Annotated in this window: 26 protein-coding genes; 19 read left to right on the forward strand and 7 right to left on the reverse strand. The window is 59.7% G+C overall.

Annotated elements, in window-relative coordinates; genetic code table 11:
- The first annotated feature begins 17 nt into the window (after nucleotides 1–17).
- The 15 genes from ACLH0J_RS14725 to ACLH0J_RS14795 all read left to right on the forward strand — a co-directional run bounded on the left by ACLH0J_RS14725 (nucleotide 18) and on the right by ACLH0J_RS14795 (nucleotide 11149).
- Nucleotides 18–386, forward strand: coding sequence for a phage tail tube protein (locus ACLH0J_RS14725; RefSeq protein WP_033901755.1), 369 nt, complete (start codon nucleotides 18–20; stop codon nucleotides 384–386).
- Nucleotides 386–688, forward strand: coding sequence for a hypothetical protein (locus tag ACLH0J_RS14730; RefSeq protein WP_025858882.1), 303 nt, complete (start codon nucleotides 386–388; stop codon nucleotides 686–688). The genes ACLH0J_RS14725 and ACLH0J_RS14730 overlap by 1 nt, the downstream gene beginning before the upstream one ends.
- Before the next feature lie 100 nt (nucleotides 689–788).
- Nucleotides 789–2474: a hypothetical protein gene (locus ACLH0J_RS14735; RefSeq protein WP_411392545.1), complete on the forward strand. Its 1686-nt coding sequence runs from the start codon at nucleotides 789–791 to the stop codon at nucleotides 2472–2474.
- 12 nt (nucleotides 2475–2486) lie between these two features.
- Complete coding sequence (locus tag ACLH0J_RS14740) at nucleotides 2487–3737, forward strand: DNA circularization protein (RefSeq protein WP_411392546.1); 1251 nt, start codon at nucleotides 2487–2489, stop codon at nucleotides 3735–3737.
- A complete protein-coding gene (locus ACLH0J_RS14745; RefSeq protein WP_411392547.1) occupies nucleotides 3730–4848 on the forward strand; it encodes a phage baseplate assembly protein in 1119 nt (372 codons plus the stop codon). The genes ACLH0J_RS14740 and ACLH0J_RS14745 overlap by 8 nt, the downstream gene beginning before the upstream one ends.
- Nucleotides 4841–5374, forward strand: coding sequence for a phage baseplate assembly protein V (locus tag ACLH0J_RS14750; protein ID WP_411392548.1), 534 nt, complete (start codon nucleotides 4841–4843; stop codon nucleotides 5372–5374). Before ACLH0J_RS14745 ends, ACLH0J_RS14750 begins: the two co-directional genes overlap by 8 nt.
- Nucleotides 5374–5841: a phage GP46 family protein gene (locus tag ACLH0J_RS14755; protein ID WP_224795844.1), complete on the forward strand. Its 468-nt coding sequence runs from the start codon at nucleotides 5374–5376 to the stop codon at nucleotides 5839–5841. The genes ACLH0J_RS14750 and ACLH0J_RS14755 overlap by 1 nt, the downstream gene beginning before the upstream one ends.
- Nucleotides 5842–5861: 20 nt before the next feature.
- The gene (locus ACLH0J_RS14760; RefSeq protein WP_411392549.1) at nucleotides 5862–6899 is read left to right on the forward strand and encodes a baseplate J/gp47 family protein; all 1038 of its coding nucleotides are present in this window, start codon (nucleotides 5862–5864) and stop codon (nucleotides 6897–6899) included.
- 9 nt (nucleotides 6900–6908) lie between these two features.
- A complete protein-coding gene (locus ACLH0J_RS14765) occupies nucleotides 6909–7499 on the forward strand; it encodes a YmfQ family protein (protein WP_411392550.1) in 591 nt (196 codons plus the stop codon).
- A 3-nt stretch (nucleotides 7500–7502) separates the two neighbouring features.
- Nucleotides 7503–8759: a hypothetical protein gene (locus ACLH0J_RS14770; RefSeq protein ID WP_411392551.1), complete on the forward strand. Its 1257-nt coding sequence runs from the start codon at nucleotides 7503–7505 to the stop codon at nucleotides 8757–8759.
- Nucleotides 8760–8777: 18 nt separating this feature from the next.
- Complete coding sequence (locus ACLH0J_RS14775) at nucleotides 8778–9155, forward strand: tail fiber assembly protein (RefSeq protein ID WP_411392552.1); 378 nt, start codon at nucleotides 8778–8780, stop codon at nucleotides 9153–9155.
- 26 nt (nucleotides 9156–9181) lie between these two features.
- Nucleotides 9182–9514, forward strand: coding sequence for a hypothetical protein (locus ACLH0J_RS14780; RefSeq protein WP_411392553.1), 333 nt, complete (start codon nucleotides 9182–9184; stop codon nucleotides 9512–9514).
- 54 nt (nucleotides 9515–9568) lie between these two features.
- Complete coding sequence (locus ACLH0J_RS14785) at nucleotides 9569–10150, forward strand: hypothetical protein (RefSeq protein WP_411392554.1); 582 nt, start codon at nucleotides 9569–9571, stop codon at nucleotides 10148–10150.
- A 1-nt stretch (nucleotide 10151) separates the two neighbouring features.
- Nucleotides 10152–10631 carry a lysozyme gene (locus tag ACLH0J_RS14790; protein WP_411392555.1) on the forward strand — a complete coding sequence of 160 codons (480 nt, stop codon included), beginning with the start codon at nucleotides 10152–10154 and terminating at the stop codon, nucleotides 10629–10631.
- Entirely contained in the window at nucleotides 10628–11149 is a 522-nt protein-coding gene (locus ACLH0J_RS14795) for a DUF2514 family protein (RefSeq protein ID WP_411392556.1), read from the forward strand. Before ACLH0J_RS14790 ends, ACLH0J_RS14795 begins: the two co-directional genes overlap by 4 nt.
- Nucleotides 11150–11477: 328 nt before the next feature.
- On the opposite strand, the gene ACLH0J_RS14800 is transcribed toward ACLH0J_RS14795, so the two are convergent.
- Nucleotides 11478–12725: an SfnB family sulfur acquisition oxidoreductase gene (locus tag ACLH0J_RS14800; protein ID WP_411392557.1), complete on the reverse strand. Its 1248-nt coding sequence runs from the start codon at nucleotides 12723–12725 to the stop codon at nucleotides 11478–11480.
- Between the two features lie 11 nt (nucleotides 12726–12736).
- The gene (locus ACLH0J_RS14805; RefSeq protein WP_411392558.1) at nucleotides 12737–13339 is read right to left on the reverse strand and encodes an OmpW/AlkL family protein; all 603 of its coding nucleotides are present in this window, start codon (nucleotides 13337–13339) and stop codon (nucleotides 12737–12739) included.
- Nucleotides 13340–13816: 477 nt separating this feature from the next.
- Here ACLH0J_RS14805 and ACLH0J_RS14810 point away from each other — a divergent pair, with 477 nt between their 5' ends.
- The 4 genes from ACLH0J_RS14810 to ACLH0J_RS14825 all read left to right on the forward strand — a co-directional run bounded on the left by ACLH0J_RS14810 (nucleotide 13817) and on the right by ACLH0J_RS14825 (nucleotide 20331).
- Entirely contained in the window at nucleotides 13817–15001 is a 1185-nt protein-coding gene (locus tag ACLH0J_RS14810) for an efflux RND transporter periplasmic adaptor subunit (protein WP_411392559.1), read from the forward strand.
- Between the two features lie 2 nt (nucleotides 15002–15003).
- Nucleotides 15004–18138, forward strand: coding sequence for an efflux RND transporter permease subunit (locus ACLH0J_RS14815; protein ID WP_411392560.1), 3135 nt, complete (start codon nucleotides 15004–15006; stop codon nucleotides 18136–18138).
- Nucleotides 18135–19529, forward strand: a complete 1395-nt coding sequence (locus ACLH0J_RS14820; RefSeq protein ID WP_411392561.1) for an efflux transporter outer membrane subunit — start codon at nucleotides 18135–18137, stop codon at nucleotides 19527–19529. Before ACLH0J_RS14815 ends, ACLH0J_RS14820 begins: the two co-directional genes overlap by 4 nt.
- Before the next feature lie 100 nt (nucleotides 19530–19629).
- The gene (locus ACLH0J_RS14825) at nucleotides 19630–20331 is read left to right on the forward strand and encodes a VacJ family lipoprotein (RefSeq protein ID WP_411392827.1); all 702 of its coding nucleotides are present in this window, start codon (nucleotides 19630–19632) and stop codon (nucleotides 20329–20331) included.
- A gap of 70 nt (nucleotides 20332–20401) precedes the next feature.
- Here the strand turns inward: ACLH0J_RS14825 and ACLH0J_RS14830 are convergent, their stop codons facing one another.
- From ACLH0J_RS14830 to ACLH0J_RS14850, 5 genes are all read right to left on the reverse strand, one after another.
- On the reverse strand, nucleotides 20402–21400 hold the full coding sequence (locus ACLH0J_RS14830) for a helix-turn-helix domain-containing protein (protein ID WP_411392562.1): 999 nt from the start codon (nucleotides 21398–21400) through the stop codon (nucleotides 20402–20404).
- A 67-nt stretch (nucleotides 21401–21467) separates the two neighbouring features.
- Complete coding sequence (locus ACLH0J_RS14835; protein ID WP_411392563.1) at nucleotides 21468–22946, reverse strand: aldehyde dehydrogenase family protein; 1479 nt, start codon at nucleotides 22944–22946, stop codon at nucleotides 21468–21470.
- A 72-nt stretch (nucleotides 22947–23018) separates the two neighbouring features.
- Complete coding sequence (locus tag ACLH0J_RS14840; RefSeq protein WP_411392564.1) at nucleotides 23019–23867, reverse strand: VOC family protein; 849 nt, start codon at nucleotides 23865–23867, stop codon at nucleotides 23019–23021.
- 22 nt (nucleotides 23868–23889) lie between these two features.
- Nucleotides 23890–25536 carry a bifunctional 3-(3-hydroxy-phenyl)propionate/3-hydroxycinnamic acid hydroxylase gene (locus ACLH0J_RS14845; protein ID WP_411392565.1) on the reverse strand — a complete coding sequence of 549 codons (1647 nt, stop codon included), beginning with the start codon at nucleotides 25534–25536 and terminating at the stop codon, nucleotides 23890–23892.
- A 30-nt stretch (nucleotides 25537–25566) separates the two neighbouring features.
- A complete protein-coding gene (locus ACLH0J_RS14850; protein ID WP_411392566.1) occupies nucleotides 25567–26379 on the reverse strand; it encodes an IclR family transcriptional regulator in 813 nt (270 codons plus the stop codon).

Genomic DNA, 26379 nt, shown 5'->3' on the forward strand with positions numbered 1-26379 from the left:
TTGCCAGGAGAAAGAACATGGCAGGAAAAAACCGTATTGGCGGACTCATCGCCTTGAAAGTCAACGGCGACATTTACTTCGCCAAGGGCGCTTTCACTTACAACCTCGGCAAGCCCAAGCGCGAAGGCGTGGTGGGCTCCGACGTTGTCCACGGCTACAAGGAAACCCCTCAGATTCCATTTATTGAGGGTGAGATCACCGATCGCAACGAGCTGAGCCTTGAAGATCTGGTCACGCTCGATGACGCAACCATCACGCTGGAACTCGCCAACGGCAAGGTCATCACCCTGAGTGAGGCCTGGTACGCAGGTGAGGGCACCGGCAACACCGAAGAAGGCAACATCGCTTGCCGCTTCGAAGGCATCTCTGCCGAGGAAATCTCGTAATGGCAAAGGAAAAAACGATTCAACTCGCCGAGCAAATCACGTTCGGCAAGGACACGTTCACTGAGCTGACCGTGACCCGCAAGCTGAAATACCTGCGTGGGCATGCTTTGCGTATTACCTCCGACGGCAAGGGCAACGGCGGCGCGGACATGGACTTCGCCACGCTGATTGACCTCGGCGCCAAGATGGTTGGCCATCCTCCTGCATTGCTCGACGAGCTGAGCGAGGACGATCAAGCCGCCGTCATCGGCGAGGCCCGGGATTTTTTGCTGAAGCACCTCGGGGGTGGGAAGGAGGCGTAACCGTCGTTGTCAAAGTTATGAGCGTTCAGCCGTCGGAAGTCATGGAGATGGATTTCGACGAACTGAACTGGTGGCTTGAGCGCACCGAGGAGTGGGTTGGATGGCAGACAAAGGATACTCCCTAAACGTCATCATCGCCGCCGTGGACAAGATCACGGCGCCGCTGCGTGGGATTTTCGGCAAGGTCAAAGCGGCGAGTGCCGGAATTGTAGGTGCGCTTGACCGAACTGGCTTGCCGATCTTCGCTAACAGCCTGAAGAACGTCGGCGGTGCGATTGGTGGCGTGGGTAGCGCGGTTGCTTCAAGCACACGGAAGCTACTGGGGCTAGGGGCCACGCTGGGCATCACAGGCGCTGCGCTGAACATGTTTTTCCAGGGCTTCGCTGATGCGACCGGCGCTATTGGTGACACTGCCGAGCGCACTGGCATCAGTCGTGAGCGATTCCAGGAACTGAGCTTTGCAGCGAAGCTCACAGGTTCGTCCGCCGAGACCCTGGGCGGCGCCTTGCAGAAGATGCAAATCAATGTCGGCGCCGCGACGGCGGGATCGAAAGAGCTCTCTCAAATGTTCAAAGGTCTGGGCATCAACATCAAGGATTCGTCCGGGAAGTTGAAAAGCTCCGATGCTTTGTTCGACACCTTCGTTGATCGAATCTCGAAGATCAAAGACCCATCGCTGCAGGCTCAGGCGGCCGTGAAGATCTTCGGCAAGAGTGCCACCGAGCTACTCCCGCTGATCCGCGGGGGGAGCGAAGGTTTAAGTAAAATGTCTGCCGAGGCCCAACGCTTGGGCATTGTCATTTCGGATAGTGCTGTTCGTGAGGGAGAGGACTTCGGCGACACGCTCGACACGATTCACGCAGCGCTCAGTGGCGTTGGCAACACTATCGGCAGCGCTCTGGTTCCTCAACTGAACAAGCTCGGAACCCAACTGATAGAAACCATCGTGAAGTATCGGCCGCAGATCGAGGCTTTTGCGAAGTCATTCGCCGATAATTTGCCAGCCAATATTGAGAAGGTGAAAAACTTTCTCGTTGATCTAAAGGATGAGTTCGAGCCAATTGCCGAAAAGATCAAGATGCTTTCCGAGAGGTTCGGTGGCGCCAAGGTCGCCCTTGCCGCAGTTGCAGCGATTATCTTTGGCCCTCTTATCGGCGCGCTTGCAACCCTGAGCGTTGCATTGGTTAAGGTCGGCATCGCACTGCTGACAACGCCTGTTGGGTGGTTCCTGGTTGCTATTGCTGCGATTGCTGGAGCTGCTTATTTGATCTACAAAAACTGGGACAAAATCGTCGGGTTCTTTGAAGAGAAGTGGGCGGGCGTCAAGGCGGCGTTCAGTGACGGAATAATCAATGGTATCTGGAAGCTGTGGAAGGAATACAACCCAGTCACCTTGATGATGGAAGGCTTCAACGGCCTGATCAAGTACCTGACAGGTTGGGACCTGGGCGCAATCCTCGGCAGCAAGATCACCGAGGCAGTTGCCGCCATCAAGAACGGCTTACCCGATTGGGCTAAGAAGTTGCTTGGCATTGATGGTGCCGGGGTCAGCGGCGGCGCTGAGGGTGGCTCGCCGTCGGCTGCCACCGGTGGTGCTGATACTGACTTGGGCCGGCGCGCTGCGCAGATCGGCCGGGACGCTGTTCAGCAGTTGGCCCCGCCGGAGCAAGCAGTAAGGGTGCAGGTCGACCTGAACAATGTCCCAGCAGGGTCCAAGGTGAAAACCGAGGGCAGCCAGGGAGCGACATTCGATACCGACATCGGTTACTCGATGATGGCCCCGTAACCGGAGTTCCCTATGGCTTGGCGAGACAACTACCGCGCCGCGACCTTTCGCGGCGTGGGCTTTTTTGTGGCTACGGCAGACAGCAGTCACGGTCGGCGCCAGGCAGTACACGAGGCGGCCCAGCGCGATATTCCCTATACCGAAGACCTGGGCCGAAAGTCTCGTGAATTCAGTATCACCGGCTACCTGCTGGGAAAGGAATACGATGTCGCCCGTGAAGAGCTGATCAAGGTCTGCGAACAAGCGGGCCCTGGTGTGTTGGTTCACCCGTACCGGGGTGAGCTGACTGTCGTCTGCCGGGGGCTCACCGTCAGCGAGTCGTCGGACGAGGGGGGTAAATGCACGCTCTCGATGACTTTCCTCGAGGCCGGCGAGGCGTCTTACCCGTCTGCCAAGGTCGACAGCGTCAATGCGATCAGCGCAAAGGCGGGCGAGGTCACCGAGGCCAGCAAGGAAAACTTCGTTGCCGACTTCCTCACCAAGGGTTACCCGTCGTTCGTAGCCGAGGCGGCCACTACGCAGATAAAAGGGTTGAGCGATTTTTTGAGCTCGCCTGAGTTCATCGTTTCAAGCGACATACAGGCAGTATCCGACTACTACGACAAGGTCAAAGGCATCGGCTCTGATGCGTTCAATCTGATCCAGGCGCCGTTCGAGTTCGCTGGCCAGGTCGTTGACGCGATCAGCAGCATCCGGTCAGCCTTCGGTAGCAGCGCGTTCGGAATGCTGATGAGTCTTTACAGCCAGTATTTCCCAGGCTCCGACGATACATCCTCTTCTGCTACGCCGAGCCGTCAGCAGGTCGTGAGGAATACCAGCGCCGTTTCCGCGCTCGTTCGTCAGGCCGCAATTTCTGAGGCAGCTGTCGCCGCAGTGGTCACGCAGGCAACCGAGGATGTTTCCAACGGCGGCACAAAAACAACCTCCGAACCGACCAAATACGATAGCTACGAGGCGGCCATTGCGGTGCGCACTGAGCTTTCCGACAGGTTGGATGAAGAGAGCGAGTTGACCAGTAACGACCTGGTTTATGTCGCGGTTACCGATTTAAGGACGGCCGTGGTTCAGGCCGTTCCGGATCCCGAGCAGGACTTGCCCAGGCTCTCGAAGTTCTCACCGAGACAGACGCTGCCATCTCTGGTTGTTGCATACCAGCTCTATGGCGATGCCGGTAGAGCGGAAGAAATCGTGTTGCGCAATGACCCCCGTCGCCCAGGCTTTCTGATTGGCGGCCAACAGCTTGAGGTTCTCGCAAATGGATGACCTTGAGCTGTTGGTCAACGGCATGAATTACGCGGGATGGACCCAGGTTGGAGTAACGCGCGCTGTTGATGCTTCCTCTGGCGCGTTCACTGTGACCCTGACGGAGCGCTGGGAAGGGCAGGAGGGCAGGGGGGCTCAGGTCGAGCCCTGGCCCATTCTCCCTGGCGATAAGTGTGAGGTCCGTCTCGGCGGGATAACGATGGTGGTCGGCTATGTCGACATCTTCAAGCCTTCGTTCAGTGCGAATGACCACACCATCAATATTCAAGGCCGTGACCGGACATCGGACCTGATCGACTGTAGTGCCGTGCACACGCCGGACGAGTGGAAGAACATCGATCTATTGCGCTTCGCTCAGGTCCTGGCTCAACCATTCGGCGTCGGCGTTTCGGCGGATGTCCCAGTGGGCACTCCATTCACGATATGCAAACTGCAGCAGGGCGAAACAGCGTTCGAAGCAATTGAGCGTTACGCCAAGCAAAGACGCCTATTGCTGACGACGGATGGTGCCGGCGGCCTATTAATCACCCGGGCGGGTAACAAGCGGGCCACCGTTGGACTGGTTCAGGGCGAAAACATCCTCAGTGCCACCGGAAGCATCGATCACAGCCAGCGTTTCCGCAATTACCTGGTTAAAGGGCAGGCTGGATACAACCCAAACAGTGATGGAGGCACTGAGGCGCATGTCGAGGGTGGAGCAAGCGACAGCGGAGTCAAACGTTATCGACCAATGCTGATCGTCGCTGAGTCCGGTGGATCGAACGGCAGCGCCCAAGAGCGAGCTACCTGGGAGGCCAATAGCCGGCTGGGGAAATCAGCTTCCGCTTCCATAACCGTCCAGGGCTGGCGGCAAAGCCCGGGTGGGCCAATCTGGGAGCCCGGAATGCTGGTGCAGGTCAGGTCGCCATGGTTGCGCATGGATGGGCAAATGATTATTCGGCAGGCCACCTACGAGCGTGGGGAGGGCGGTACCACTACCAAGCTCGACATCGTCAGCCCGCAAGCCTTTTCGCCAGAGCCTCCCGATTCGAAGAAAGGCAAGGCAGGGAAAAAGGGCGGTCGGAATATTTGGGCGGAAGCCATCGGGGAAGAGGACAAAAAAGATGGGTAACCCACTTCGCGATCTAAGCAACCGCGTGATGATGATGTTTGCCCGTGGTGTTGTGCGCCGCGTCACCGACACGAACGGACGGCAGCAGTTGCAGGTGGAGTTGCTCAAGGACGAGCTGCGAGACGATATCGAACACATGCAGAACTACGGATTCACCAGCCACGCAACAGGTGGAGACGTAGCGGTAGCGTTCATTGGGGGCAACCGCGAGCAGGGGATTGTTCTCGCAGTTGATGACAGGCGCTATCGCATCACCCTGAAGGCGGGCGAGGTCGCCATATACGACGACCTGGGCAATAAGTTCGAACTGCTGAGGGAGATGGTGAAGGTCACAGCCGTTCAGCATGCAGAGGTTGAGGCCCCGACCATCAAGCTGATCGGCGAAATTGAGATGGTCGGTAACGTAAAAATCCAGGGGAATATTGATTCCACCGGCACCGTTACAAACAACGGTAAGAACATCGGCAGCACTCACCAGCACGGTGGCGTGTTGTCTGGACCTGCGAACACGGGAGCGCCCATTTAATGGCTGACGCCGCAATGGTAATGACCGAGTTCGGCGGGGACTTGGTGCTTTTTGGTTTCGACCTTGAGCGCGATGACGGCCTTGAAACTGCGGTGATCATCAGCCTATTCACTGATCGCCGCGCAAGTGCCGAGCAGATCCCGCCCGAATATGAGCAGGACGATTTACGCGGCTACTGGGGAGATATCACAAACGCCTCGGCGACCGACCAGACGGGCTCGTTGCTCTGGCTGCTGGCCAGGGAAAAAGAACTGCCGCAAACGTTGAGCCGCGCCGAGCAATATTGCCGAGACGCCCTGGCCTGGATGATTGATGACGTGGTGGCCACGACGATCGAGGTCGCCGCTTCATATCACTCGCGCGGCGTGATGCTGCTCGTTATCGATATCTATCGCCCGACCGGCCCGGCCGTTCGCTACCGATACAACTATGAATGGTCGGCGCAGGCCGGCAAGAGGGCTGCCTGATGCCATTTGCTAGACCAACCTTGCCTGAGCTCATTGACCGGGTTACTACCGACATCAGCGGCCGCGTGACCGGCGTCCAAAGCGCAGTGCTACGCCGCTCGCTGTTGGGGATCCTCGCCCGGTCTGAGGCTGGCGCAGTGCACATGCTCTACGGCTTCCTTGAGTGGGCGGCCAAGCAGGCGATCATCGACACGGCCGAGAAGGAATACCTCGAGCGCTGGGCAGCAATCTGGAAAGTCTTTCGCAAGGCCGCTGATTACTCGACGGGTGCCGGGCTGCTTTCCGGCGCAATCGGGTCGACGCTTCCGGCCGGGACAATCCTACAGCGGCAAGATGGCGTGCAGTACCGCGTCCTGGCTGATGCGGTCTTCACTGATATCACGCTCCAGCCGACTGTTGTCGCCGTAGAGGCTGGTGCCGCTGGCGATGCCCCGGCAGGAACGCCACTCTTTCTGTTGTCTCCAGTAGCCGGCGTTCAATCGACCGGCTCTGCGGCCACGGATATTGATGGTGGTCTTGATGTCGAGACGGACGACCAGTTGCTCAGTCGGCTACTGAAGCGTATCAGGCAGCCGCCACACGGCGGTGCTGCCTCAGATTATGAACTTTGGGCTCTTGAGGTGCCAGGCGTCACCCGGGTATGGGTTTACCCACTTCAGATGGGCGCCGGGACTGTAACGGTCTTGTTCGTCTGTGATGGGGAGGCCGACATCATCCCGGACGCGGCGAAGGTCGCAGAGGTTCAGGCCTACATTGATGCCCGTCGACCGGTGACTGCCGAGGTGTTTGTCGCGGCTCCTGTGGCTGACCCGCTCAATTTGGCGGTGAAACTATCGCCGAACACGGCCGCTGTCCAGGTCGCGGTGCGAGCAGAAGTCGCTGACCTCATCGTCCGCGACTCGAAACCGGGCAGTCCAATCTACATAAGTCGACTCCGCGAAGCTGTGTCTATCGCCGCTGGTGAAGCGGACAACCAGATTACGGACCCGACAGCGGACGTTGCGCACGCCACCGGACACATGGCAGTGCCCGGCACCATAACCTTCTCCAGCTTTTAAGGAGGCGTAATGCCGACAGCTGCCGACTACCTGGAGCAGCTGAAAACGCTGCTGCCTCCTGGACAAGCTTTCCCGCGAGAATCTGGAACCACGCTTCACAGCCTGCTTGATGGCATGTCGATTGAGTTGGCCCGGGTGGATGACCGCGGCGAGGCGCTGCCCATGGAGGCAAACCCATCCACCACCAGCGAGATGCTGAGCGACTGGGAAAGGGTCGCAGGCCTCCCCGACAAATGCTCAGGTGTTTTGGAAGAAACGCTGCAAGGCCGGAAGAACGCTCTGTTGGCGAAACTATCCAGCACTGGCGGGCAGTCGGCGGGGTACTTCATCGAGTTGGCGGGTGTGCTCGGTTACACGGTAACCCTCGAAGAGTACCGGCCGTTTCGGGTCGGTCTCTCTCGCGCAGGCGATGCGCTTACCAACGGCGATTGGGTTTTCACCTGGTTGATCCGTGCTCCTGAAACATCGGTTATTTCGTTCCGCGCAGGGGTTTCTGCGGCGGGCGAGAGGCTGCGCACATGGGGTAACGACACCCTCGAATGCAAAATTAATCAATTGAAACCGGCGCATACGATTGCGCTATTCGCCTACGGAGAATGACGCATGCACAGAATTGACGGGCCTGGCGCCACGGCCGACGGAAAATTCACCGAAGGGGATCCTGTCGCTGGAGTCCAGGCGACGGTAGTCACTGACGATTTTCTTAATGATGTTCAGGAGGAGCTCATAAGCGTGCTCGCCGCGGCGGGCGTGTCTCCAGTGAAGGGCACACAGGATCAGGTGCTTCAAGCCATCTACAAGTTTGCGCAAAATCAGAAGTCTACGGCTTTTACCACTGCCGGAACCTCGACAGCCTTGACCTTGACCCCCGCACCTGCGATCCCTGCATACACGGCCCCACTGCGCTTTCATGTGAAGTTCAGTGTTTCGTCTGGGTTGAATCCAACGCTGAATGTATCCGCAAAAGGCCCAAAGTTTTTGATGCAATACGACGCCTCTGGGGCGAAGGTTGCAGCGGCTTTCTTTGCCGATCAAGTTTCTGACGTGATTTACGACGGCGTAGATTTTGTTCTACTCGACCAGTTGCCTTCCAACTCTGTTCAGCGTCGTCAAAGTCTTCGCGGCCAAGCGGTGAACTGGAAATCGTCGGCTGATGGGTTGTCCAGCAGCTACATTTGTTCAGCCGATAGCGTAATTCTTGCCAATACTGCTGGTGACACAACAGTAGTCGACAACATCGCGCTTACACTGAATACCGCTGCGACGGCTTCGGCGACAGTTGACGGGATGGCTACAGGCGCAGTTGCAGCTAGTACTTGGTACAACGTATATGTGTGGCAGAACTCCGCCACAGGAGTTAAGCGCGTAACAGGAGATAACAACCACACAACCGGACTTGCGCCAACCCCTCCGGCCGCCGGTTTTGATTTGTGGGCAAAGCGCGGATCTTTCAGGACCGACGGCACGGCAAACAAATACCCTTTGCGATTTATCCAGACTGGAGACAGGGTGCAATGGGGCGTAGCAGCGAGTTCTAACAGCACATCCCTCCGTATGATGACATCCGGCGGAGCAACCAATACTGCCGTTCCTCTTGCCGCGTTTGTTCCAAATTCTGCGCGCACGATTCAGGTCTTGCTTGTGCAGGTAACTGCCAGCGCAGCGTGTGTCGCACCAAACAGCAGCTATGGCACATATAATGACAACGTGAACCCTCCACCCGTAAGCACATACTTTATAGGCGGCAGTGGTGGTGCAACTTCAAAACTACCGGGCGACTTCGTTATTGAAGGTCCAAATATTTATTGGACTAGCACCAATGAAAAATTGTTCTGCCTCGGTTACGAAGACAGCCTTTAACTTTTGAGGATTCATGCCATGCCTGCTGGACACTCTGTTGAATACTGGCCTAGCGGCCAGCCTAAGTACCTGAGCCCCGTTGAGTCTGAGGCGGATGTTCCTGAAGGATGGGGGTTTGTGAAGGACGGCGACCCACTTCCTGAAACAGTTGAGGCACCGCCGACCGCTGAGCAGTTGCTGGCAGCGGCGCGCACTGAGCGTGATCGCCTGCTAACTTACGCTACTTTGCGCATCAACCCGCTGCAATACGCGGCAGACCTTGACGAAGCGAATGACGAAGACCTGGCTCTGTTGAAACTGTGGAAGAAATATAGCTCGGCAGTGAACAAGACCGAAAGTCAGCCAGGCTGGCCCGAGTCTCCGCAATGGCCGGAGCCACCAGTACCAATTGTTTGACTTAAGCCACCATGAGGATCAGCGAAATGACCGAGTCGTTCAGATGTCGCGGGGTAATTGGCACTAGCTTCATTTCTTGTATGTACTTCGATGACGATTACGTCCCGGAGGAAGGCAGTGTGATGATGATTGGTTTGCCACCAGAAGTGAGTCCTGACAGGTTCGGCGCGTGGTTTGCAAGCGCCGACGGGACCTATCAGTGGGTGAAATACCCGGATCCTCCATTTCAGGTGGTTTACCACGAGGGCAAGCTGAAAAACGCTGACACGATGGCAGAGATCACCATTGAGACGCTTCCGGGAAATGTTGCTGCTCGCCTGGCAGCGATCGAAGCCGCCTTACTTCTGCCGGCGCCATAAACCAAACAGTACTGAGCCGCCTCCGGGCGGTTTTTTTACGCCTGGAGAAAACTAATGCTCAATATAACCAAGGCGATATGCCAGTGGGTGTTTCTGCTCGCCTGCAATATCGTCGTCGACCTGATCGGATTGTTTGTTGTGGCGATCGCAATTCCATTTCGGGTTGATGACATCAGCAAGAGTGACGGCAGGCCAATCGTCAACCTGCCGAAGTGGGTATGGCTGTTCGGCAATGATTACGACGGCCTGTTGGGTGACCGGCGCGGGTGGTGGGCTGAGAACACGCCTTTCGGCTGGCCTGTTGATTCGTTCATGGCGATGTGGTGGTGGGCGGCGGTGCGCAACCCGGTCAACAACATGCGATTCGTCAAGCTCTGGCAGGCCCCGATCAAGGGTAGCACGATCACCTATGTCGGCGACTTCAACGTCAGGGACCATCCGGGCGAAGCTGGCTGGCAGTTCGTGACTACCGAGAACGACGGCAAGCATTGGTATGGGTTCTACCTTGTTCACCAGTGGAGCGAGACGCGGGCCTTTGTGATCCGCCTGGGCTTCAAGGTGCAGCCGGACGATGCAGGCACCGATGGCGAGCCTGTAGGCATGACAACGAAAATCAACTTCTACAAGGCGATCTGACATGCGCACATCACAGAACGGCATCGCTGTACTGAAGCATTTCGAGAGCTGCTCGCTCAGTGCGTACCCAGACCCAGCCACCGGTGGCGCGCCGTGGACTATCGGCTGGGGGCACACAGGACCAGAAGTTATTCCAGGCCTAGTATGGAACCAGGCGAAGGCTGATGCGCAGTTGCTTGCTGACCTTGCGGAGCGTGAGCTTGCGGTTTCGTGCTCTGTCACCAAAACCGTAACCCAGGGCCAGTTCGATGCGCTGGTCGACTTCGTGTACAACCTGGGCGCCGGTAACTTTGAAGGTTCGACACTGCTGAAGCTGGTGAACGCTGGTGACATGAGTGGCGCTGCTGCTCAGTTCGCGCGCTGGAACCGGGCAGCAGGCAAGCCTATGCGCGGCCTGACGCGTCGTCGTGCGGCTGAAGCTGCTCTGTTCGCCGGCAAGACTGGCACGCAGGCCATCGCTATTGGAGTGGCCGCAGCATGAACGCGATCCTGCTGAAAGCACTTCCTTATATCGCTGCGCTGCTGCTGGCCCTGGCCCTGGGTGCACTGTATGGCGCGTACCACCACGGCGTGTCTGTCACCAACGACGACTGGCAGGCCGAATGGAACGCCCGCGATACGCGCGATGCGCGGGCCAAGGAACAGAACGAGGCGGCTGAGCGCGCAAAAGAACAAGCCCATCAACAAGCAATCAACAAGGTGATTCAAGATGGACAACAGCTCATTGACCAAGCGACTGCTGATGCTGTTGTCGCTCGCGCTTCTGCTGACAGCCTGCGCGGGCAAGCAGACAAGCTTGCCGCTCGACTCACAGCCAGTAAAGCCGGCAGCAATTCCTGCACTGCCGCCGCAAGCGCGGCAGCTACCCGCGCCGTCATGGTGCTTGCCGACGTGCTCAAGCGTGCTGACCAGCGAGCGGGCGACCTGGCAGGATATGCTGACCAAAGCCACGGCCGGGGAGTGACCTGCGAGCAGGCGTATGACAGTTTGGGGAAATAGGGGGATTGTGTTCGGTCGGCAGGACGCCGGGGAGGGGGCGTGACATTTGCGTGACTCTCTCACGCACTTGCAAGCTCTTGTGGGCAGTCGATTGCAGCGAGCGCCAATAAAAACAGCTAGTTAACAATGGCTTGCAGGTGTACTGCGTGCATGGGGTGCTAGGGGTAGAGTGTTCGAATCACTCCGTCCCGACCATATTTTTCAATGACTTAGCCCAATCTGCAAAGGTTGGGCTTTTTCATGCCTAAAAAATGCCCGTCTCTTTCGATGCGGGCATTGTTATGGATACTGGGTGTTTTTCAGGCCGGATTTACACTTTTTTCTGGGATTAAAGCCACGGATGACGAGGTGGCTTTATATTGTTCAGCACGTAGTTACCTATCGCATGGAACTTCCAACGGACGGGATCGTGGAGGGTATGGGTTCGAGCGTTACGCCAATGACGATCAAGGCCATATTCCTCTAATGTGGCGCGAGTGCCTGCTAGTTCAAACAACTTGTTGCTGGCAAGAATAGCCACCTCCGTGGTGAGAATCTTGGCTTCGGCCGTCAGGATGGATGCCTGTGCAACACTGTCTTCACTAGGCTCAAGCAAGGCGTGATCAATGGCGTCGGCAGCAAGGTCGAGCACCGCTTCGGCGGCGCGTAACCGAACTTGGACATCGCCCACCTGCTGCAGGATGTAAGGGTCTTGTGTGGCGGCTTCCAGGCCTGAGTCAATCCACGGCCGAGTGAAGCTGCGCACGTATTTCAGCGCGTCTTCCAGGGCGCTGCGGGCAAGGCCTGCGTCGATGGCTGCCTGCAGGAATTGGGAGATGGGCCCTGCAGCGGTAGGGTTGGCAAATGCGCGCCAGATCGGGATGACATGACTGGCCGGTACGCGCACTTTGTCGATCAACACTGTGCCGCTTGCGGTGGTGCGCAGGCCGAAGCTGGACCAGTCGTTGACGACCTTGAGCCCTGAGGTCTCGCGCGGGACGATGGCCAGATGCGGCAAGCCTTCATCATTAACCGCAACGATAGGAATCCAGTGCGCCAGCAAGGCCCCGGTGGAGAAAAACTTCTGCCCTTCGACGATGAAGTCGTCGCCCTCTGTGCTGATTTTCGTCTGGAACTCTGCAACGTTGCGCCCCCCACGTTCGGAGAAGGCATTGCCGAAGCGAGTGCCGGACAGCGCGAGGTCGAAGAAAAAGCGCTTCTGCTCCTCGGTGCCGTCCAGCGCGATGTGGACGAGAATGACAAAGTGGTTCTGAGGCAGTTGCCCCAGCGACGCATCGGCGGCCGCGATCAGCTTGAATACTTCGGCCACGGTACGGTAACTGGCCCCTAAACCGCCGAACGACTTGGGTACGACGATGCTCCACAGGCCGCTTTGTGAATAGGCGTCCAGTTCGGCGAATGGCAGCCGGCGTTCACGGTCGCGCTGGATCGTCTCTTGGGCGAACTGGCTGGCCAGGTGCTTGGCGGCATCAATGGCCTGGGCTTCGCTTTCCAGGCGAGTGGCGGGTGTTTTTGACTGGATCTGCAGATACGGATCGCTCGAGCTGGCGGTATCGACTTTAGGTAATGAACTCATGATGATTTCCTTTAGAAGCGGTAGCCGAGATTGAAGCTGTAGATGGTGGGGTCGACATCGACACTGCCGACCTTGGTGCCAGCGATTCTTACCTCGCTGTTGATCTTCGCGTAACGCACATCGGCGCCCAGACTCCAGTGTTCGTCGATGGCGACATCCACTCCGGCCTGAAAGGCTGCGCCCCACGAGTCGGAGAGCTCGAGTTTGGCGCCGTTGTCCAGGTGCTCGTCGAAGAAGTAGGTGTAATTGACACCTACGCCTACGAAGGGCTGCACTTTGGCGCCGGGCAAAAAGTGGTACTGCAGAGAAACAATCGGCGGCAAGTGGCGGGTGCTGCCAACCTTGTCGCCGTTGAGCTTGATGTCGTGCTTGAACGGTAGGCCGCCCAGTACGTCGATGGCCCAGTTGGGTGTGAGGAAGTAGGCGATATTGAAGGTGGGCCCGACAGAGCTATTGATGTCTATCGTCCCGGGGGAGATGTTGCCAGGGTCGGAGGTCGGCACAATGTCACTGATGCCTACACGCACTTGCCACGGACTTTCTGCGTAGACCAGTGGTGCCGCGACACATAGCAGGGCGCCAAGGGTTGTTCGTCTTAGCCAGCGGTATTGCATAAAGCACTTCCTTGATTCCAGATATAACGGACAGCGTTTTACCAACGCCGATAGGGGGTCGCTCCGCCACGTCCGTACATTCGGTATGCAGGGAAGCACAAGGCCATGGTGCAGGCTTTGTGCCAGACTTTAACCTGCTGTTTTTAAAGGGTTTTAAACCGGTTTGGTTAAGTGCAAGTGTCTGTCGAGTGACAGTGTTGATGAAGTTGTGTTGCTGGCCCGACAGTTGGTTGACTGTGGCGCGCAATAGACGAAGGCCACCGCAATAGCCGCGTAGGCGTTGATAGACAAAATCGGCGAAGTGGTCGCTGAAAACGCGATAGGACTCACCGAGTCGACCTGACGCAGTTTTGCCTTCGGCCAGGTGGCGAGACTCAACGTCATGAAGGTAGGCCTGCCGGGAAATCTTCAATTTTCCTGCACATTTGCCCTGCAGGATGGCGCTGACTCAAGCCATCCCGTCTTGCAGAGGCCGCTATGTCGACGAAAATTTTTGCCAAATACCTGGTGACCGCTGCGGTTTGCCTGTCCTTGTTCATTCTGGTCCTGCTGGGCGGTTGTTCCGGTGGTGAGCCGGCGCCTGAAGCGATCACTCCCAAGGTCTCGGTGATCAGCATCAAGCCCCAGAGCCAAGTGTTGACCACTGAGCTTGCGGGGCGCACTCAGGCCTTTATGGTGGCGCAGATTCGTCCGCAAGTCGGCGGCATCGTGCAGCGGCGTTTGTTTGTCGAGGGGGCGGACGTCAAGGTCGGGCAAGCGCTGTACCAATTGGATGCGGCGTCCTATACGGCCGCGCTGGCGCAGTCCCAGGCGAGCCTGGCCAAGTACCGCGCCACGCTTAAATCAGCGCAGGCCACCGCCAAGCGCGATACCGAACTGGTGAAGATCAATGCCATCAGTCAGCAAGATAACGAGGACGCCCAAGCGACCTTGCTGACCGCCGCCGCCGACGTGCAGGTCGCCGAGGCCGAAGTGCAAACCGCGCGGATCAACCTGGCTTACACACGCATTACCTCGCCGGTCAGCGGACGGATTGAAACCTCCACGGTGACCCCAGGGGCGCTGGTGGTGGCCAATCAGGACAGCGCATTGACCACGGTGCAGCAACTCGATCCGATCTATGTGGACGTTACCCAATCAACCACGGAACTGCTGCGGCTCAAGCGTGACTTGGCCAGCGGCGTGTTGCAGTCCAATGGCGATGGCGAGGCATCGATCAGCCTGAAGCTGGACGACGGCAGCACCTACAACCAGCCGGGGCGGCTCAAGGTCAGCGGTATCAGCGTCAACGAGGGCACGGGCACCGTGACCCTGCGCGCTGTCTTCGCCAACCCCGATCACCTGCTGCTGCCGGGCATGTATGTACGCGCGGTGCTGGAGCAGGCGCGCGATGACCAGGCCATTCTGATTCCGCAAAAAGCCGTGACCCGCAGTGCCAGCGGTGTGACCACGGCGTTGCTGGTGGTCGACGGCAAGGTCGAACAACGTGAGCTGACCCTCGATCGCGCGATAGGTAATCAATGGTGGGTCACTTCGGGTCTGAAGGCAGGTGATCAGTTGATCGTCGAGGGTGGACAAAAAGTCCGTGCCGGCGCCGCCGTGCAAGTGCAGGACGCCAATGCTCAAGCGGCCACACCGTCCACTCCAGTGAAGGAGGGTTGAGCGTGGCAAGTTTTTTTATTGATCGACCGATTTTCGCCTGGGTCATCGCCATCGTGATCATGCTCGGTGGCAGCCTGTCCATCAGCCAGTTGCCGCTGGAGCAATACCCGGACATTGCGCCGCCCACGGTGAAGATTTCCGCGACTTACACCGGGGCTTCGGCCAAGACCGTGGAAGACTCGGTGACCCAGGTCATCGAACAGCAGATGAAAGGCCTGGATAACCTGACCTACATGTCCGCCACCAGCAGTTCGGCGGGCAGTGCCAGCATCAGTCTGACCTTTACCGCCGGCACCGACCCGGATGTGGCCCAGATGCAGGTGCAGAACAAGCTGCAACAGGCCGAGTCGAGACTGCCGCAATCGGTACAGAGCGAAGGCCTGACCGTGACCAAGGGCGGTTCGGACTTCTTGATGATTGTCGCCCTGGCGTCGGATGACCCCAGCGTGACCGGCACCCAGATCGGCGACTACATTTCCACCACCTTGCTGGACTCCATCAGCCGCATCGACGGCGTCGGCGATGTGCAGACCCTGGGATCAGGCTACGCCATGCGTATCTGGCTGGACCCGGCCCTGCTGGAAAAATACGCGCTGATGCCGTCAGACATCAGCAGTGCCCTGGAAGCGCAGAACACCGAAGTCTCCGCTGGCCAGCTCGGTGGCTTGCCGGCGATCAAGGGGCAGCAGTTGAACGCCACGATCAGCGCCCGCAGCAAACTGCAGACGGTCGACGAGTTTCGCAACGTGGTGGTCAAGTCCAACAGCGACGGCGCCGTCGTGCTGCTGGGCGATGTCGCGACCTTGGAATTGGGCAGTGAAAGCTACGACATCAGCACCGCCCTCAACGGCAAGCCCGCCGCCGCCATGGGGGTGCAGTTGGCGGCAGGCGCCAATGCGCTGAACGTCGGCAAGGCGGTCAAGGCCAAGCTCAAAGAGATGGAGCCGTTCTACCCGAGCGAAATGCAACTTAAAAACGTGATTGCCTACGACACCACGCCGTTTGTCAGCCTGTCCATCGAGGAAGTGGTCAAAGCCTTGGGCGAGGCCATCGTGCTGGTGGTGTTGATCATGTTTCTGTTCCTGCAAAACCTGCGCGCGACGCTGATCCCCGCGATTACCGTGCCGGTGGTGCTGCTGGGCACGTTCGGTGTGCTGGCGATGTTTGGCTACTCGATCAACACCTTGACGATGTTTGCCATGGTCCTGGCGATCGGCCTGCTGGTGGACGACGCCATTGTGGTGGTGGAGAACGTCGAGCGGCTGATGGGCGAGGGGTTATCGCCCGTGGCTGCCACGCGTCAATCAATGGGGGAAATCAGCAGCGCGCTGGTGGGCATCACCCTGGTACTGAGCGCGGTGTTTATCCCCATGGCGTTTTTCGGCGGCTCCACCGGGATTATCTATCGGCAGTTTTCCGTGACCATTGTCTCGGCCATGGTCCTCTCGGTGTTGGTGGCCATGACCCTGACACCCGCGCTCTGTGCATCGTTGCTCAAGATCCGCGACGGTCACGGGCATGGTGCCCAGCGCGGGTTTTTCGGCTGGTTCAACCGCACCTTCGAGCGTGCCAGCGCCGGTTATGAGCGCTGGGTCGGGGCGGTGCTGCGGCATTGGGTACGCAGTCTGCTGCTCTATGGCGGGGTGCTGGTGATCATGGCGGTGGGCTACATGAGCCTGGCCACTTCATTCCTGCCGGACGAAGACCAAGGGATCCTCCTGGCGCAGATCCAGTTGCCGGTGGGCGCGACCGACAGCCGTACACAGGCGGTGGTCAAGCAGTTCGAGGACTACATCCTCAAACAGCCCGAAGTCGAAGCGATGATCAGCATCAGTGGGTTGGGCATGGGGGGCAACAGCCAGAACACCGCGCGGGCGTTTATTCGCCTCAAGGACTGGGCCGAACGCGGTGGTCGCGGCCAGAGTGCGGCCGCGATTGCCCAGCGAGCGACCATGGCACTGGCCAGCATCGGCGATGCCGACGCTTTCGTCATGCAACCGCCGACCGTCCGCGGTCTGGGCCAGAGCTCGGGGTTCGACCTGCAACTCAAGGACCTCGGTGGCCTGGGCCATGATGCGCTGGTGGCGGCCCGTGAACAGTTTCTTGAGCTGGCCAGAAAAGATCCACGCTTGCTCGGAGTGCGCAGCAACGGCCTGGACGATGCACCGCAACTCAAGGTCAGCATTGACGACCGCAAGGCCGGGGCCCTGAGCCTGAGTACCAGCGACATCAACACCACGTTGTCGACGGCATTGGGCGGCACTTACGTGAATGACTTTCTCAACCAGGGCCGGGTGAAAAAAGTCTATGTGCAGGGCCAGGCATCCTCGCGCATGCAGGCCGCCGACCTGGATCATTGGTTTGTGCGCAACAGCGACAATGAAATGGTGCCGTTCTCATCGTTTGCCAGCAGCGCCTGGAGCTACGGTTCACCGTTACTGGAGCGCTACAACGGTAACGCCTCGCTGGAAATCGTCGGTGACCCCGCGCCGGGGGTAAGTGCCGGGGATGCCATGGACGCAGTGGAGGCCATCGTCCGGCAATTGCCCCAGGGCATCGGCTACGAATGGACCGGGCAGTCCTATCAACTGCGACTGTCCGGGTCCCAGGCCCCGCTGCTCTATGCCATCTCCGTCTTGTTTGTGTTCCTGTGCCTGGCCGCGCTCTACGAGAGTTGGTCGGTGCCGTTCTCGGTGATTCTGGTGGTGCCCCTGGGGGTGATCGGTGCCGTGCTGGCGACCCGCGTCGCCGGGTTGAGCAACGACGTGTATTTCCAGGTGGGGCTGTTGACCACCGTGGGCCTGGCCGCGAAGAACGCGATCCTGATCGTGGAGTTCGCCAAGCACCTGCAAGAGCAGGGCAACAGCCTGATCGACGCGACGCTGATCGCCGTGCGCCAACGCTTGCGGCCGATCCTGATGACGTCCCTGGCCTTTATGTTCGGCGTGCTGCCGCTGGCCTTGAGTACCGGCGCAGGCTCTGCCGGGCGCCAGGCCATCGGTACGGGCGTACTGGGCGGCATGTTCAGCGCCACGGTGCTGGGGATCTTCTTGGTCCCGCTGTTTTTTGTGCTGATCCGCCGCCGTTTTGGCGGCGAGCGCAGCGCTAACCAATCTGCCCCGACAGGTGATGCATGATCAAGTCTCACTGGCCTTTGCTGGCCGCCATGGTCCTGGGGGGCTGCGTCAACCTGGCGCCCCAGTATGAGCGTCCTGAAGCACCCGTCTCCGGCCAATGGCTGCCGGCGGCCAACCTGCCGAAAGGGCAGGTGGGTGCTGATGTGAAATGGCAACAGTTCTTCACCGACAGCCGCCTGGCGCAGTTGCAGGCGTTGGCGCTGGCCAATAACCGCGACTTGCGCCTGGCCAGCCTGAATGTTGAAAAAGCGCAGGCGCAATACCGCATCAAGCGCGCAGACCTGTTTCCTACCATCGATGCGAGCGTCAGCGGCACCCATAGCCGTACGCCTGGGTCGCTGTCCAACACCGGTACGGCGGTCACCAGCCACGATTACAGCGCGCAATTGGGCCTGAGCAGTTATGAACTGGACGTGTTTGGCCGGGTCCGCAACCTTCGCGACGAAGCGCTGGAAAACTACCTGGCGCTGACGGAAACCCGACGCAGCACGCAAATCAGCCTGGTGGCCGAAGTGGCCACCGCCTGGCTGACCCTGGCCGCCGACAACGAACGGCTATTGCTGGCCCAGGAAACCCTGACCAGCCAATTGGCCACCTACGACCTGACCCAGCGTAGCTATGCCCTGGGCGGCTCCTCCGCGTTGTCGGTGGCGCAAGCCCAGACCACCGTCGAGTCGGCGCGCGGCGATGTGGCGTCCTACGAGAGCCAGATTCTGCAGGACCGCAATGCCTTGCGCCTGTTGGTCGGCAGTGACCTTCCCGAAGCGCTCCTGCCGGGCACGCACTTGGAATCGGCGGCGGTGCTGGTGGACATACCGGCGGGCCTGCCTTCGAGCCTGTTGCAACAACGCCCGGATGTGTTGTCGGCGGAGCACACGCTCAAGTCGGCCAACATCGACATCGGCGCCGCCCGTGCGGCGTTCTACCCCAGCATCAGCCTGACCGCCAACGCTGGCTCGTCCAGTGCGGCGTTGGCCGGCCTGTTCAAATCCGGCAGCGGTGCCTGGACCTTTGCACCGAGCATCAGCGTGCCGATTTTCGATGGCGGGAGTAACCGCGCGACCTTGGATTCGGCCAAGGTCGAGCGCGACATCCAGATACAGACGTATCAGCAGACCCTGCAGACCGCGTTCCGCGAAGTGGCCGACGCACTGGCTGTACGTAGCACCCTGGATCGTCGTATCGCCGCACAACAGGCACTGACCGACGCCAGCCGCAAAAGCTTCGAACTCTCGGATGCGTTGTATCGGGGCGGGTCGAAAAGCTACCTGGAAGCCTTGGATGCGCAGCGCTCGCTCTACAGCGCGCAACAGGACCTGATCACCCTGCGCCTGACCGAGCAGAGTAATCGCATCACGTTGTACAAAGTATTAGGGGGCGGTTGGAATTGACCGCCCATGGGAAATGGCTCTGCCACCCGCACACAGCCTCGCAGCGATGGAACGACTTGCGCGCACCAAACCGGCTTACTTCATTCAATGGGAAATCAACATGTGTGCCTATCGTTCCACGTTAAGCCGTTGCATCCAGGTACTGACCTGCGCCGGTTTCATCACGCTTTCACCCCTTTCCCATGGGGCCACCGACAAGGATCCATGGGAGCGCATCAACCGGCCGATCTTCTCGTTCAACGACACCTTGGATACCTATGCCCTGAAACCACTTGCCCAGGGCTATCAATGGGTCACTCCCCGTTTGGCACAGGACGGCATTCATCATTTTTTCAACAACCTGGGGGATGTCGGAAATCTGGCGAACAATTTGCTGCAAGCCAAGTTTTACCGTGCCGGGGTGGATACGAGTCGGCTCTTACTTAACAGCACCCTTGGCCTGGTGGGATTGGTCGACGTCGCGACGCCGATGGGACTGCAGCGCAGTGACGAGGATTTCGGCCAAACCCTCGGCTATTGGGGTGTGGATAGCGGCCCTTATCTTGTCTTGCCGCTCTTGGGGCCAAGCACGCTTCGCGATGCGCCGGCCCTGGTCCCCGATGCCTACGCCAACCCGGTTCGCTACATCGGCGATGTCCCCACGCGCAACAGCCTGTACGGTGTGGGCCTGATCGACGGACGCGCTCAATACATAAAATCCGAAAAGCTCATCACCGGCGATAAGTACAACTTTATCCGCAGTGTTTATCTGCAAAGCCGTGAGTTCAAGATTAAGGATGGCAACGTAAAGGACGACTTTTGATCGGTGCGTTTTGACCTTGTGATCCCGGTGTGTCGCCCATCAGAGTCTCGGCTCTGATGGGCGATTGGCGTCATGCCGCCGTGGATTTCACGCGGGCGTCGCTGGCGGTTTCACGAAACAGCCGCGGCGACATGCCGAAGGTGGATTTGAAATGTCGGCTGAAGTGGGAACTGCTGCCGTAGCCCCAGGCATAAGCAATCTCGGTGAGGGAGCGATGGGCCTGTTCGTGGTTGCGCAGGTCCTCGGCGCAACGGGACAACCGACGCTGCCAGATGTACTCGCTGACGCTGCACCCCAGCTCATCTTGAAAGGCCCGGTGCAAGCTGCGCACCGAACACTGCTCGGCGTTGGCGATGCGTTCTATGCTCAGGTCGCGGTCCGCCAGGTGCCGCTCGATATACGCCTTGAGGCGATTCTGTTTGAAGAAACGGAAGTCATGGTCCAGTTGCTTTTCATCTTGCTTGTTCTTCAGCGCATTGTTCAGCAGCCCCGCGATACTGTCGCCAATCAGCCCGGCCGACTGGCTGTTGAGTAACGGATATTGATGGTAAGCGTCGCTGATCAAGTGCATCAGCATGCGCCCCAATCCGTTGCGACCGCTCAGGTGCATGTCGCCGGTCTGCGTCAGTTGCCCGGCGGAGCCCTGGAACAGCAGGATAAAGTGCTCGCAGCCCTGGGTACTGGTGACGCTGAAGGGTTTGCCGCAGTCGACCAGCAGCATTTCGTCCGGCGCGACGGTGCTGCTGTGCTGGTCTTGCTCGAAGTGACTGACGCCGGCGACTTGCAGGATCAACATTCGCGGAGTGTCGCGGACATCGAGTGCCTTGCTCAAGTGGCGTGAATAGCGATGGGCACTGGCCGTCATGCGGCAGAAACGCAGATGGCCCAGGTCGCCGTATTCCAGACGTCCCTGGAAGTTACCGTTGTGCAACGGGTCGATGTTGGTGGCTTCCAGGCGTTTTATATAGTCCGGCGTGCGGCCCAGGTGATCGCTCATGAACTCTTTCCACTTCATCAGTCGATCAGAGTGAACGACCTGATCGGTGGACACACAGGCTAGATTATTCATTGTTTCGCCTTTTGTTTTTTGTTTTGGGCTGACGGGGCAAGGGGTGAGCCTTGCCCGGTCCAGACGATTAGAACGGGTAGTGATGGCCCCCGGCTTGCCAGGTGACCCAATGGGCGCGGGTAAACTCGTCCAGGGCATAGTGACCGTTAAAGCGCCCAAGGCCGGAGTTCTTTTCGCCGCCGAACGGTGCGTTGGGCTGATCGTCGACGGTGATGTCGTTGATATGGGTCATGCCCGCCACGATGCCACGGGCAAAGCTCAGGCCGCGCGCCATGTCTCGGGTAAACACCGCACTGGACAGACCGTACTCGCTTGCGTTGGCCAACTCCAGGGCATGGGCCTGGTTGTCGGCGATCAGCAGCGGCAGCAACGGCCCGAAGGTTTCATCGTGGGCCAAGGCGTGGTCGGGGCTCACTTCGCCGAAGACATGGGCCGGTAGCACCAGGCCTTGGGCCGGGCCGCCACACAACTGCTTGAGACCGGCATGTTCGGCGGCGTCGATCTTCCCCAGCAGGCCATCGAGCTGGCTTTGGTTGACCACTGGCCCGATCACCGTGTCGGCCTTGGCCGGGTCACCGGTCTTGAGATTGCGCACCCGTTCGACCACCAGCGCCGCGAAGTCGGCGTACAGCGAGCGATCGACAATGACCCGGTTGACGCTCATGCAGATCTGGCCTTGATGCAAGAAGCGCCCGACCACCGCGGCATGCGCCGCGATCTCGATGTCCGCATCGTCCAGCACCACCAGCGGTGCGTTACCGCCCAACTCCAGGGCCACGCGCTTGATGTGCTTGCCGCCGGTGGCGATGCGCCCGACATTGCGCCCCACGTCGGTGGAGCCGGTGAAGGAGATCAGGCTCGGTATCGGGTGCTCGACGAACGCATCACCGATCTCCGAACCCGCGCCGACCACCACATTCAGCGCGCCCGCCGGGAACCCGGCTTCTTCGAACAGATGGGCAATCAACAGGCCGCCGGTGACCGCCGTATCACTGGCGGGCTTGAGCACCACGGTATTGCCCAGCGCAAGGGCCGGCACCACCGAGCGCATGCTCAGGTACAGCGGGAAATTCCACGGGCTGATCACCCCGACCACGCCCAGCGGCTCGCGAAACACAAAGCTCTGTTCGCCAGGCTTGTAGCTGCTCAGGATCCGGCCCTCGACCTGCATCGGCAGCGTTGCGCACTCGCGTACCAGGTTGAGGGTGAACTGCCATTCCATGCCCGCTTTGATACGGGTACTGCCGGACTCGCGGATCAGCCAGTCGATGATTTCTTCGCTGCGGTTCTGGATGACCTGAGCGAGCTTGTCCAACTGCGCGCTGCGCTGGGTCGGGTGCAGCGCTGCCCAGCCGGTTTGCGCGCGTTGGGCGGCCTGGTAGGCGTCGTCCAGGTCGGCCACTGAGGCCAGGGGCATTTCCAGCAGTTGTTCGCCGTTGAAGGGGTTGCGGTCGTCCAGGCGTCGTGTAGACCGGCCTGCGCGCCAGGTGCCGTTGATGTATTGGTCGCCGTTGATGGCGTAAGCCGCGATTGTTGTAGTTGTCATCGTCTTACCTTTTAGGCAGATAGCCGCGTCGGTTGAGGGTGGGGTAGGGCAGCCCCTGTAAGTTGTGCGTATTCAGCTACGGATCCATGCGCGGCCCCAGGAATTGAGGGTGTATTCCTCCTGAGGCCAGACGCCTGCCGGGCGCGAGGCCTCGGTGATTTCCAGCTCGGCGGAGAACTCCAGGCGGTTGCGATCGGCGTCGACCACCATGAAGAACAGGTTGTTACCCGGGCCATGCCGGCCAGGCCCGAAGAATAAGGTGATACGTTCCTTGGCGAAGCGATCACCCCAGTCCCGAATGTCATTCCATTCGTTGGTTTCATAACAATGGTGATCCCATTCGTTCTTCGACCCGCGGAAAAACGCCAGGGAATGGTGCTCATCGTCCGAGCGCAGAAAACACGTGGTGAGCTGGCCGCTCTGCTCGTCGACGACAGTGTCCGAAACGGTGAACCCCACCGTGTTGACGTAGAAGTCGATCATCGCTTCCAGTTCCGTGGTCTGGAAGACCACATGCTGCAAGCGCCCCGGCATGCCAGGGCGGGCGCTTCGCGGTGTGCCGCGGGATACCCCAAACAATGTTTGCCGGCCCTGCGGGTCGCGGATCTGGAAGGCACCCGCTTCGAGCAGCGGCGAGTCGATAGCGTCAATCGCGCAGCCGCGTTCGATCAGGCGTGCGCGCAGCAGGTCCAAGCTGGCGGGGTTGCCCAGGTCATAAGCTGCGGCGAGCAGGCCGCTATGGTCGGCGGGCGAAACCAGCATGGCCCGTTGCGGGCCCTGGAGCAGCCAGCTGCCATCAGCCTGCGCCTGGCTGTCCATGTCCAGCAGGCGCCGATAGAAATCGACTTGCTGCTGTGGCGCTTTGCTTGCCAGGTGCAGGTAACACAGGCGGGCGGGGGTGGAAGTCTGCAAGGTTTGCATAAACACCTCTGGGGCTGAAGGTTCAGGGGTAGACGGGCGCCATGTCTGGCTGATCCGAGCAGTTGTTCGTCAGGGTGATGCCGAACAGCGACTGCAATGCATCGGCAACCGGGTCTTGCGTGGCCATCTCGAAGATGGCCGCGATATAGCGATCGGGGCGCAGCAGCAGAAACTTCTGGCTGTCGCCGAGCAGGTCCTTGAGCGCATTCTCACGGTCTTGCAGCACGGTGCAGCCGGGGATCGACGGCAGCGTCCGAACGTGCGCGGGCAGGATCAGGATGCGTTTGGCCTCCAGGTGGTCCCAAAGACCGTGCCGCAGTTCATCGATACGTGGGTGGGTCGGGTCGCCATATTGGATCAGGGCAAAGCCGGCACCGATGGTCGTGTCCAGCAGGTGAGCGCGGCCTTGGGCATCGGTCAGTAACGGCTGAGGAAACATTTGCCCGCAGGCCAGCTTCCCGGCCTTGCCTTCGGGCAATACCAGGCCTTTGGTAAAGCGCGGTTTGGGCTTGAAGCGCATTTGCAGGAAATAATCGCGCAGTGGCGGCACCAGGCCGATGACCGCGAATGCCGCGCTGATCAGGCGAGCCCGCAGCACGGTGGCTGGCGCCATGACCACACCAAGGTTCAGGGCCAGCTTGATCAAGGCCCAGGCATGGTCGCGCCGCTCGCTTTCGTAGGACAGCAGGGCGTTCGCGGCCAGTTGGCCCTTGAGCACGGCGACCAGCTTCCAGCCCAGATTATGGGCATCGCGAACGCCGCTGTTCATCCCTTGCCCAGCGTAGGGCGGGGTCAAGTGCGCGGCATCGCCGGCGAGAAATACGCGGCCGACCTGCCAACGCTCGGCAATGCGGGCATGAAAGGTATAGACCGTCTTGCGCACGATGGACACCGGGGCATCGCCCTTGAACGGACGAAGCAGTGTGTGCAGACATTCGGGGCTCAGCACCTGCGCATCGGTCTCGCCCGGCTTGACCAGAAACTCGAAGCGCCGCGTACGGTGCGGGCCGGGTACCTCGACCACCGGACGCCTGGCATCGCAGTACACGCGGGTCTGCCAGAAGGGGTCGTCATCCTGGTCGGTATCGACCACCAGCCAGCGCGAGGAAAAGCTCGACCCCACCATCTCGATCCCGAGCTGCTTACGCACCGAGCTGCGGCCGCCGTCGCAGGCGATCAGGTAATGGGCCTTGACGTCGATCAGTTGGCCATCGGCATCCCGAACCAGCGCGCGTACGCCGTGCGGGTCTTGAGTGAACTCCAGCAGTTCGTGATTGAAGCGCGCTGTGACGCTGGCAAAACGCTCAAGGCCGGTTTTAAGCGTGTTTTCGAACAGCGGTTGTCGAAACGCATTGCGCTTGGGGAAGCCATAGACCTTGCCGGTCGGCTCGACCTTGCCGAAGCAACGCCCGCCCGCGCGGGTGAAGTAATGCACGCCATAGCCGGGCACCACATCGCGCAACACGGCGTCATCCAACCCGATGGCTTGCATGGTGCGCAAGGATTCATCGTCGATCGAGACGGCGCGAGGTTCGGTCACGGTGCCGGGTTTGCGGTCGATGATCAGGGTGTCCACATTAGCCTGGCCAAGCAGGTTGGCCAGGGTCAGGCCAGTCGGGCCGGCACCGATGATCAGGACTTGGGTGCTGAAGCTGTTGAGGGTTGTCATTGTTGTTCCCTTCCAAAGTTTTCAGTCTGGCTACGCGGGGCGGTGGGTGAGCGTCGCCATGCGCTGCGACAACGCCTGCGCGAGGGCCTGCATTTGTGCCCCTTGTTGCGCTTCCTGGGCGTTGTCGCGCTCCTGAATCGGACGCAGGCAACTGATGCTGCCGACCACCTTGCCGTCGTTGTCGAAGATCGGTGCCGCCAGGCCATAGACGCCGGGATCAATTTCAGCCGCGCTGGCGACGTAGCCCTGGCGGCGCAGTTGCTGCAGTGAGCGGCGGAATTGTTCCCAGGTCTGTCCCAGATGGCTGGCGCGCACTTCATCGGGGTTTTCCAGAAACAGCTGACTGTGCTGGCGCGACGTCATGTTGGCGAGGATCGCCTTCGAGGTCGCGCCGAGGAACAGCGGCCTGGGTGAACCGCGGGAGTAGCTGACCTCGCTGAACAAGTCGCCGTGTTGGTGGATACACACCACCTGGTCCTTGAACAGCCGGCAGATCAGCCACACCTGTTGCTCGCTCCAGCGTGGCAGGTCCTGCTCCAGGGCCTGCGCAGCACGCACCAGCGGGTCGCTCAGACGCAGTTGACGGTCCCAGGTGATAATTCGCGCGCCCAGTGCGTAGCGCCCGGCTTCGACCTGAAACAGCAGGTTCGCCTCGGCCAACTCGCGCACGTAGCGGTAGATGGTCGACCGCGTGTAGCCCAGCGCGGCACCCATCTCGTCGACCGCCCAGATCGGGCTGGCCTCGGTGAACAAATCCAGGACCCGCAACATGCGCTCCAGGCTCGAACCCTTGAGGTCGGCCTCCTGCTCTGGCGGGTGCTCCGACGTTGGCAATGAGGTCAT

Origin of the sequence: Pseudomonas sp. MPB23 (genome assembly GCF_046605395.1) — a bacterium.
GTDB lineage: Bacteria > Pseudomonadota > Gammaproteobacteria > Pseudomonadales > Pseudomonadaceae > Aquipseudomonas.